Annotated in this window: 8 protein-coding genes, 2 tRNA genes and 1 pseudogene; 7 read left to right on the forward strand and 4 right to left on the reverse strand. The window is 58.2% G+C overall.

The genetic code is table 11. The annotated features are described in order from the left end of the window. Window positions 1-2 precede the first annotated feature (2 nt). Window positions 3-89 (reverse strand) — tRNA-Ser (locus HMPREF2129_RS09970). Between the two features lie 68 nt (window positions 90-157). On the opposite strand from HMPREF2129_RS09970, the gene HMPREF2129_RS09975 reads away from it, so the two are divergent. The 3 genes from HMPREF2129_RS09975 (at window position 158) to HMPREF2129_RS09985 (ending at window position 2,309) form a co-directional block, all read left to right on the forward strand. Continuing rightward, window positions 158-1,198 (forward strand): histidinol-phosphate transaminase, encoded by a 1,041-nt coding sequence (locus tag HMPREF2129_RS09975; RefSeq protein WP_034666200.1) that lies wholly within the window; start codon window positions 158-160, stop codon window positions 1,196-1,198. Window positions 1,199-1,231: 33 nt separating this feature from the next. Further along, window positions 1,232-1,615 (forward strand): phage holin family protein, encoded by a 384-nt coding sequence (locus HMPREF2129_RS09980; protein ID WP_034666202.1) that lies wholly within the window; start codon window positions 1,232-1,234, stop codon window positions 1,613-1,615. A gap of 169 nt (window positions 1,616-1,784) precedes the next feature. Further along, window positions 1,785-2,309, forward strand: a complete 525-nt coding sequence (locus HMPREF2129_RS09985) for a DUF3800 domain-containing protein (protein WP_146014994.1) — start codon at window positions 1,785-1,787, stop codon at window positions 2,307-2,309. 15 nt (window positions 2,310-2,324) lie between these two features. Here HMPREF2129_RS09985 and HMPREF2129_RS09990 read toward each other — a convergent pair. After that, window positions 2,325-3,561, reverse strand: a pseudogene (locus HMPREF2129_RS09990) (IS256 family transposase). A 53-nt stretch (window positions 3,562-3,614) separates the two neighbouring features. Between HMPREF2129_RS09990 and HMPREF2129_RS09995 the strand changes: the two are divergent. The 3 genes from HMPREF2129_RS09995 (at window position 3,615) to exaC (ending at window position 6,393) form a co-directional block, all read left to right on the forward strand. Beyond that, the gene (locus tag HMPREF2129_RS09995) at window positions 3,615-4,025 is read left to right on the forward strand and encodes a sensor histidine kinase (RefSeq protein WP_308410361.1); all 411 of its coding nucleotides are present in this window, start codon (window positions 3,615-3,617) and stop codon (window positions 4,023-4,025) included. Then, the gene (locus HMPREF2129_RS10000; RefSeq protein WP_376997954.1) at window positions 4,022-4,669 is read left to right on the forward strand and encodes a response regulator; all 648 of its coding nucleotides are present in this window, start codon (window positions 4,022-4,024) and stop codon (window positions 4,667-4,669) included. Before HMPREF2129_RS09995 ends, HMPREF2129_RS10000 begins: the two co-directional genes overlap by 4 nt. Before the next feature lie 203 nt (window positions 4,670-4,872). Continuing rightward, window positions 4,873-6,393 carry an acetaldehyde dehydrogenase ExaC gene (exaC, locus tag HMPREF2129_RS10005; protein WP_034666204.1) on the forward strand — a complete coding sequence of 507 codons (1,521 nt, stop codon included), beginning with the start codon at window positions 4,873-4,875 and terminating at the stop codon, window positions 6,391-6,393. A gap of 176 nt (window positions 6,394-6,569) precedes the next feature. Here the strand turns inward: exaC and HMPREF2129_RS10010 are convergent, their stop codons facing one another. Then, window positions 6,570-6,926 (reverse strand): hypothetical protein, encoded by a 357-nt coding sequence (locus tag HMPREF2129_RS10010; RefSeq protein ID WP_150386974.1) that lies wholly within the window; start codon window positions 6,924-6,926, stop codon window positions 6,570-6,572. A gap of 609 nt (window positions 6,927-7,535) precedes the next feature. Next, a tRNA-Ser gene (locus HMPREF2129_RS10015) sits at window positions 7,536-7,620 on the reverse strand. Window positions 7,621-7,688: 68 nt separating this feature from the next. Here HMPREF2129_RS10015 and HMPREF2129_RS10020 point away from each other — a divergent pair. Beyond that, window positions 7,689-8,651, forward strand: a complete 963-nt coding sequence (locus HMPREF2129_RS10020) for an NAD(P)H-quinone oxidoreductase (RefSeq protein ID WP_034666209.1) — start codon at window positions 7,689-7,691, stop codon at window positions 8,649-8,651. Window positions 8,652-8,659 lie beyond the last annotated feature (8 nt).

The following is an 8,659-nucleotide window of genomic DNA, read 5'->3' on the forward strand; positions in this document are numbered from 1 at the left end:
GGCGGAGATGACAGGATTTGAACCTGCGGACCTCGTGAAAGGTCAACTCCTTAGCAGGGAGCCCCAATCGGCCACTCTGGCACATCTCCAGACCGGATTACAGACTACCCATAATCATGCAAGCAACCAAAACCCCGCCGCGCTAGACTTGCCCACCATGATCCGTGCTGACCTTGCTGCCATCCCGCCGTATGTCCCCGGAACGTCGGATCCGGATGCCCTGAAGTTGTCGTCCAACGAGGTTGCAGGGGCGCCGTTGCCCGCGGCGGTAGAGGCGATGACGCGTGCTGCGCTCGGCGCCAATAGGTACCCTGATATGGGCGCGTCCACGCTGATCAATGCGCTTGCGCGTCACCTTGGTGTGGAGCCAGCCAACGTGGCGCTCGGCTGCGGCTCGTCCGCGCTGTGCCAGCAACTCGCGCAAGCCACCTCCCAGCCCGGAAACAGCATTGTCTTTCCGTGGCGCAGCTTCGAGGCGTACCCCATCTTCGCGCGCATCTGCGGCGCGGAGCCTCGTCCGGTGCCCTTGCTTATCGACGGCTCCCTGAACCTCCCCTCCATCCTCTCCGCCATCGATGACACCACTTCCCTGGTGTTCATTTGCACCCCGAATAACCCAACGGGTGCTGTGGTGACGGCCGATGAGTTCGCCGAGTTCATGGCGCAGGTTCCGCCGCACGTGACGGTGGCGTTGGATGAGGCTTACTTCGAGTTCAACCGGGACCCGAATGCCGTGAACGGCCAGGAGATCTGGCGCGAGTACCCGAATGTTGTATGTCTGCGGACATTCTCCAAGGCATACGGCCTGGCCGGTGTGCGCGTGGGCTACGCCTTCGGCAACGCGGAACTCATCACCGCCATGAACAAGGTGGGCGTACCTTTCCAGGTCAATTCCGTGGCTCAGGCTGGCGCACTGGCCTCCCTGAAGCACGCCGATGAACTCTTGGCACGGGTGGAAGACACCGTGGATGTGCGCGATGAGGTTGCTGATCATATTGGGGCACAGCATTCCCAGGCCAACTTTGTGTGGCTCCCCGCCCCGGCCCCAGAGTGGGCGCCACGGGTTGCCGCGCAGCTGGCTACGCGCGGTGTGCTCACCCGCGCTTTCCCTGAGGGCCTACGCATCACCGTGACCAACCGCGATGAGGCTGCGGAATTTCTTTCCGCGTGGGATGTTGTTAGTAGTGCACAGTCTTAAACAAACTCTTAATCCTCTTGAGAAAGGTTCATCATGCCTCGTTTTCTCGTTGATGTTCTAGCCACCGTGATCGCCCTGTGGCTGGTTGTTCAAATCGTCCCCGGCGTAGACATCTTCGGCGGCTTCTGGGCGTTCGTCTGGGTCGCGCTGGTGTTCATGTTCGTCAACGCGTTCATCTCCCCCGTAGTGAACTTTTTCAGCTTCCCGCTGAAGATCCTCACCCTGGGACTGTTCTCCCTGATTGTGAACACCTTCCTGTTCTCCCTCACCGGCTGGATCTCCAACGGCCTGGGCAACGGCCTGCACATCTCTGGGTTCTGGGCAGCCTTCTTCGGCGCCATCGTCATGGCACTGGCGTCCTGGGTTGTGGAAGGCGTGTTCAGCGCAGTCCGCTCCAAGGACAAGAGTGACAAGTAGCTTCAACTCTCGTTTTCCTAAAGCACTCAAGCACTGAGGTTGCCAGAATCAAGACACCGTCCTTATAATCGAATCCACAGTGGCGGCGTTGAAACACACGTACCGCGCTAATTCCGGTGGCCGGATCGCTTCATGTGATCTGGCCGCTGTGCTTTTCGAAGGAAACTAGATGCTGATTGCCTACCTCGATGAGTTCGGACACCAAGGTCCTTACATTCGGCATGACCATCCCAAGTACAACACGCATCCGTGTTTTGGCTATGCCGGTTTTGTCCTTCCCGCCGACAACGTCCGGCGAATGGGCGGGCACTTCAAATACGTCAAAGAAAAGCTACTTTCATGGGAGATCGAACGCTCTGAGATTCCCTCTGATCAATGGGAAAAGAAAGGTTCAGCACTGCTGACAACCACCAACATTGATCAGTATGGCGACCAGATTATGCCAGCGATCCAACGCATTTATCGGAAACTGGGACGTCTCGGGGGCCAGCTTTTCTTCTACGGTCAGCAAAAACCTATCGGTCCGGTGAGTGAGACGAAGGAAGCCTCTCAGGACCGTGAAAACCACTGTCTCATCCAAGCCATTAACCGCCTCGGAACATTAGCCTCTAATAGAGAGGAACGACTCCTAGTCATCATGGATGGTCAAGTCCCGTGTAGTGGTGTAGCGGTTTGTGCTTTCGGCTCGGTATGAAGTTTGGGGTTGTGGTTAGGCGGTTAGTTGGTGGTAGTCGCCATGATCACCTCCTGGGTGGTGCATGAGGTGTTTGGCGTGTTCGAGTGTGGTCAGTGACATGTAGCGCTTTTGCTGGATCCAATCGTCGTGTTGTTCGGCTAGGACTGCACCGACAAGCCGAATGATGGATTCACGGTTCGGGAAGATGCCAACGACATCGGTGCGCCGGCGGATCTCCCGGTTGAGCCGTTCTGCGGGGTTGTTGGACCATACTTTTGTCCAGACTGGTTTTGGTGCTGCGGTAAACGCCAGCACTTCATCGAGTGATTCCTCCAAATACGCCGCAACCTGCGGGAATTTCGGTTCCAGTAGGTCGACGACCTCGCGGGCTTGAGCCCAGGTGGATGCGGCGTCAGGTTGTTGGAAGATCGTCTGGAACATCGCAGAGACCATCGGCCACTGCATTTTGGGGACCTTCTCGTAGAGGTTTTTCGCGAAGTGGGTGCGGCACCGCTGCCAGGAGGCATCGGGCAGCACTTCGGAAATGGCGTGCTGGATGCCTTCGTGGGCATCACTGGTGACAAGGAATACACCGGTAAGTCCACGGGCTTTAAAGTCCTGGAAGAAGCCTTTCCACGATGCGTTGGATTCTGCGGTGGCAACGTGCATGCCGAGCATTTCGCGGTACCCGTCGGCGTTTACCCCGGTGGCCAAAAGTACGGAGCATTTGACTACCCGGCCGCCTTCGCGCACTTTGATCGTCAATGCGTCGCAGGACAGGTAGGCGTACCCGCCGGGATCAAGTGGGCGGTTTTTGAAGTCTGCGACCATTTCGTCGAGTTCTTCCGACATGCGTGAGACCTGCGATTTCGACATGTTGGAAATCCCAAGCGTTGCCACTAGATCATTCATCCTGCGGGTGGAGACCCCTTTGAGGTAGCAGGTGGCGATCACAGTCGATAAGGCCCGTTCTGCTCGTGAGCGACGCTCTAGCAGCCAGTCTGGGAAGAACGCGCCGTGGCGCAGCTTCGGTACTGCCACGTCGATCGTGCCGACACGGGTGTCAAGGCGCGGTGGCGATACCCATTGCGGTGGTTGACCCGCTCGGTGGATGCAACCCCGTATTCAGCCCCGCAGACAGTGTCGGCCTGGGCGGAGAGGATCTGGTTGTAAACCCTTGCAGCATCTGGCGCATCAGATCCGGAGATACTTGGGCGAGCAGATCGTCCAAATAGGTTGTCGGGTCGATAGAATGCGGTGCAGCGGTCATCGTCATGTTCCTTTCGGTGAGATGTGGTAGTTGAGTCGAAAGGTTGACTTACGGTGGCCGCCCCCTATTTTCTGGGGCCCACCATCAGCAAGCGTTACACCACACTAAGGGACGCAACCAGCGTGCTCGCCGCGGCATATTTTTTCTGTGCAGAAGTGCTGACAAATGCGGCGAAATATGCGCCAAAAGCTCCTGTTTCTGTATTGCTCACCTCAGATCAAACACTGAATATTTCAATTACGGACCAAGGCCCAGGCGGGGCAAAATTGGGGCGCGGATTGCGGGGTATGAAAGAGCGCCTGGCCACTTTTGATGGTGAGATGACCATGCACTCTCCCGAAGGCGGTCCAACGCAGGTAATAGCCAGAATTCCTTTGATGCTGAACCGCTGGGAATCGGGCATTGGAGAAATGGAAGGTGCGGAAATGGAAAGCGTGGAAATGAAAGGTGCGGAGAAGAAATGAAAATTGTCATTGCGGATGACTCGGCACTCCTGCGGGAGGGGGTCGCGGGGCTCGTCGAAAAGCGTGGACATGAAGTGATTGCGATGGTCGACACTGCCCACGGCCTGGTGGCGGACACCGATGACCGTTTTGATGACACGGGCGAGCTGCCAGATTTAGTGATAACCGATGTGCGCATGCCTCCAAAGATGAGCGATGACGGCCTGCGGGCGGCGGTCGAGTTGCGCGAGCGCTATCCGCAGCTGAATGTGATGGTGCTGTCGCAGTATGTGGCGCCGGCGTATACGCGCGAGTTGTTCTCGCCGGGTGGTGGCGCTGGTGCTGGTGTGGCTAGTGGTGCCGGTTCGGGTGGTGCCGGTTCGAGTGGTGGGACCGGCGGGACCGGGCACTTGCTCAAAGACCGTGTCGGCCAGGTGCTGGACTTCTTGGGTTCGCTCGAAGTCGTCGCAGGTGGTGGCGTGGTGATTGACCCTGATGTGGCGACGGCATTGATGCAGTCCGGCAAATCGGGGCTAGCCAGTTTGACGGCGCGCGAACGCGAAGTGCTGGAGCTGATGGCAGGAGGCAAGTCCAATAAGCAGATTGCCGATGACCTCGTGCTTTCTGGAGTGCAGTGGCGAAACACGTGTCCAATATCTTTATGAAGCTGCATCTGGAGCCCGGCGAGGAAAACCGCCGTGTGCGGGCAATTCTGGAATTTCTCACGGCGACGTCGGGGCAGATTTAGGGTCGGCAGCAATCGCATCTCTCGCAAAGGCGATGAAAAATAGGTATTGACTGTGGCGCGAGTCACAGATTAAAGTTTGCTCGTACGTTTTTTGTTTCCCTATCGAAAGGACGTGTCTACATGACTGTTTACGCCAACCCCGGCACCCCCGATGCAATTTTCACATACAAGGAGCAGTACGAGAATTTCATCGACGGTAAGTGGACACCTCCAGTAGACGGGCAATACATGGACAACTCCACCCCGGTCACGGGCGAGGTTTTCTGCCGGGTTCCGCGGTCTAACGAGAAAGACATTGAGCTCGCCCTCGACGCCGCACACAAAGCAAAGGACTCCTGGGCCTCGGTTCCTGCGGCCGAGCGGGCGCTGATCCTCCACCGCATCGCGGACCGTCTGGAGGAAAACCTTGAGAAGATTGCCGTCGCCGAGACCTGGGAGAACGGCAAGGCCATCCGCGAGACCCTCGCCGCTGACATCCCGCTCGCAATCGACCACTTCCGCTACTTCGCCGGCGCCACCCGCACGCAGGAGGGGCGCATCTCGCAGATCGACGACAACACGGTCGCCTACCACTTCCACGAGCCACTCGGCGTCGTCGGCCAGATCATCCCGTGGAACTTCCCCCTCCTGATGGCCGCTTGGAAGATCGCCCCGGCCCTCGCTGCCGGCAACTGCATCGTGCTCAAGCCTGCAGAGCAGACCCCCGCGTCGATCCTCATGCTCACTGAGATCATCGCCGATCTGCTTCCGGACGGCGTCCTCAACATCGTCAATGGCCTCGGCACCGAGGCCGGTGCTGCGCTGACCGCAAGCGACCGGATCTCCAAGATTGCGTTCACCGGATCGACTGCCGTTGGCCAGGTGATCAATAAGGCAGTGTCCGACAAGATTATTCCAATCACGCTGGAGCTCGGCGGCAAGTCCCCATCCATCTTCTTCCCCGACATCATGGACGCCGACGACGCATTCCGCGAGAAGTGCATTGAGGGCCTGGCCATGTTCGCGTTGAACCAGGGCGAGGTCTGCACCTGCCCGTCGCGAGCCTTGGTCCACGAAGACATCGCTGATGAGTTCCTGAAGCTCGCGGTCGAGCGCGTCAAGCAGATTAAGACCGGCAACCCGCTGGATACGTCAGTACAGATGGGCGCCCAGGCCTCCCAGGAGCAGCTGGACAAAATCTCCGGCTACTTGGAGTCCGGGCCGAAGGAGGGCGCGGAGGTTCTCACCGGCGGCAACGTCGCCAAGCTCGAAGGGTTGGAGGGAGGCTACTACGTCGAGCCGACGATCTTTAAGGGCAACAACTCGATGCGCTTCTTCCGCGAGGAGATCTTCGGCCCGGTCCTGGCCGTGACAACCTTCAAAACTCTGGACGAGGCTCTCGAGATTGCCAACGACACCATCTACGGTCTTGGCGCCGGTGTGTGGAGCCGCAACCAGAACAACGCCTACCGCGCTGCCCGCGGTATCCAGGCTGGCCGCGTGTGGGTGAATAACTACCACAGCTACCCTGCTCACGCAGCCTTCGGCGGTTACAAGCAGTCCGGTATCGGCCGCGAGAATCACTTGATGATGCTCGAGCATTACCAGGAGACCAAGTGCATGCTCGTCTCTTACGACGAGAACCCGACTGGCCTGTTCTAAGAATTCATGCCCTCGGAGCTAGGCGATTTGTCGATTCCGATTCACGTCCGAAGAGGGCGCCGACTATTGCCTTGCCCCAACGCCCTCCGCGCCTGGCAGGTTACGATGGTCGACCTTAACCTGACACACCAGACGCTGGCGACTCCAAAGTTAGAGGCCTAGCTCACAGCCGACAGCTAGGTCTCTCCTTCTTTCTTTACTTGCCGGTACCACCTACGCATCCGATTAATCGCGGCACTGGCAGCCCATCCGCCGAGAAAAAGTAGCGGGATGTAGAAGAACACGACATAGGCGACGGCCAGGCCGTCCTGCCCGTCGGGCGGCGTAGTGAGAAATAGGAATGCCAGATCGCCAAGCACGGCAATTCCTGCGCCGGTAGCTGCTGCGACAATGCTCCGCGCGCTGGTCATCCCCCGAGCTGACGAGCCATCACCGGCGAAAACGGCCATTGATCCAACCAGCATTACTGAGACCAGCATGGACACAATCCACGACGCAATTCCTTCGTCGTAGGCGAGATTGGGCTCCGGCAAGATTAGCCCACCTAAAACACTCCACGCGACCGCGGCGAAAAAGGACGCCAGCAAGGGGCGGGTTATATTGTCGAGCCTCATGCGCCCCAGGTTACGTGAGATGACCTCCAGAAAGACCGAATCTCCCCTCCCCAGTGGAGAATTCAGTCACGCCTGCAAGAGGACAATCCTCCGAGCATAAAGTGGGGTAAGTAGAAATACTGACAACCCGAAAACTTACGGGCTGCAAATGTGAAACTGTGTAAGTTTATGACACTTTCAGGCCATTTTCCGGACCATTTTTGATATAAACGCAGTCAGTAACTCGCACTGGGGTAAGTGACGAAAGGTGCCCATCGGCGACGCAACCCTCGTTAACACAACCCGCTTCTGGGAGATCGAGCAAAGACGCCATTCCCAGCGAGAAAGAAAGCGCATGAAGAACGATGGCATGTTTCAACGTCTCATCTCCGCTGGCTCGCCCGAATTCCGCGAGAAACTAGAGAACATTAGAACCGACAGAACGAACTAAAAATCGGTTTCAAGAAAGAGCGAACCGCAACCCGCGCCTTGGAAAAATAAAAACCAAGAAGCCTGTTTGTCCACCATGTCCCGACTGATGACAATTTGCGGAGACGGCGGGATTTGAACCCGCGGAGGTGTGACCCTCGCTGGTTTTCAAGACCAGTGCATTCGGCCGCTCTGCCACGTCTCCTTGCTACCAACGGCAGCAAGGAGAAACTTTACAACACATAAGCCTTCACCCAACTACCCTGGGTGGGCATGAAGGCAATCACGGTGACTAATCCTGACAATCCGCGTTCCCTTGAACTGACTGAAATTCCCATGCCAGAGCTGCAATCCGGTGAGGTCATGGTCAAGGTTGCGGCCGCTGGTGTGAACCGCGCTGACTTGGTGCAGGCGGAGGGAAAGTACCCGGCGCCGCGGGGGGAATCGGAGATCATTGGGCTTGAATGTACCGGCACCATCGTGGATGCGGGGGATACGGGCCGCCAGGTGGGCGAGGAGGTCGCCTGTCTGCTGGCTGGGGGTGGGTACGCCGAGTATGTGGCGGTGCCAGAAGGCCAGCTCATGCGCATCCCGGAAGGCCTCACCCTGACGGAGGCCGCCGCAGTGGTGGAGGTGGCCACGACCGTGTGGTCGAACCTGGGCATGCTCGCCGGGGTCAGCGAGGGCGACCGCGTGCTCATCCACGGTGGTGCGGGTGGCATCGGATCTTTTGCCATTCAGTTGTGCAAGGCACTCGGCGCCGAGGTCGCTGTCACTGCCGGGTCGAACGAGAAGCTCGACTACTGCCAGGAGCTTGGGGCGGATATTTTGGTGAACTATAGGGAGGAGGATTTCGTCGATAAGCTGCACGGTTCGTGCGATGTCATCCTGGATGTTGTCGGCGGACCGTACCTTGAGGACAACATCAAATCGCTGGCCACGGACGGCAAACTCATTGTCATCGCGGTGCAAGGTGGGCCGAAAGGCGAGCTGAGCCTTGGCCGTATGATGCCGCGCCGCCTCTCCGTCCACGCGACCACGCTGCGTGCCCGCCCACGCGCGATGAAAGCCGAGATTTGCCGTTCGACCGAGGAGCACGTGTGGCCACTCATTGAAAGCGGGGCCATCAAGCACCAGATGAACAAGGTTTTCCAGCTTGGCGACGCAGCTTTGGCCCACAACCACCTCGACTCCGGCACCGCGATCGGCAAAACCGTTCTAGTGGTCAACGAATAGTCCTAGTG

Origin of the sequence: Corynebacterium tuscaniense DNF00037 (assembly GCF_000759055.1) — a bacterium.
In the GTDB taxonomy this organism is placed as follows: Bacteria; Actinomycetota; Actinomycetes; order Mycobacteriales; family Mycobacteriaceae; genus Corynebacterium; species Corynebacterium tuscaniense.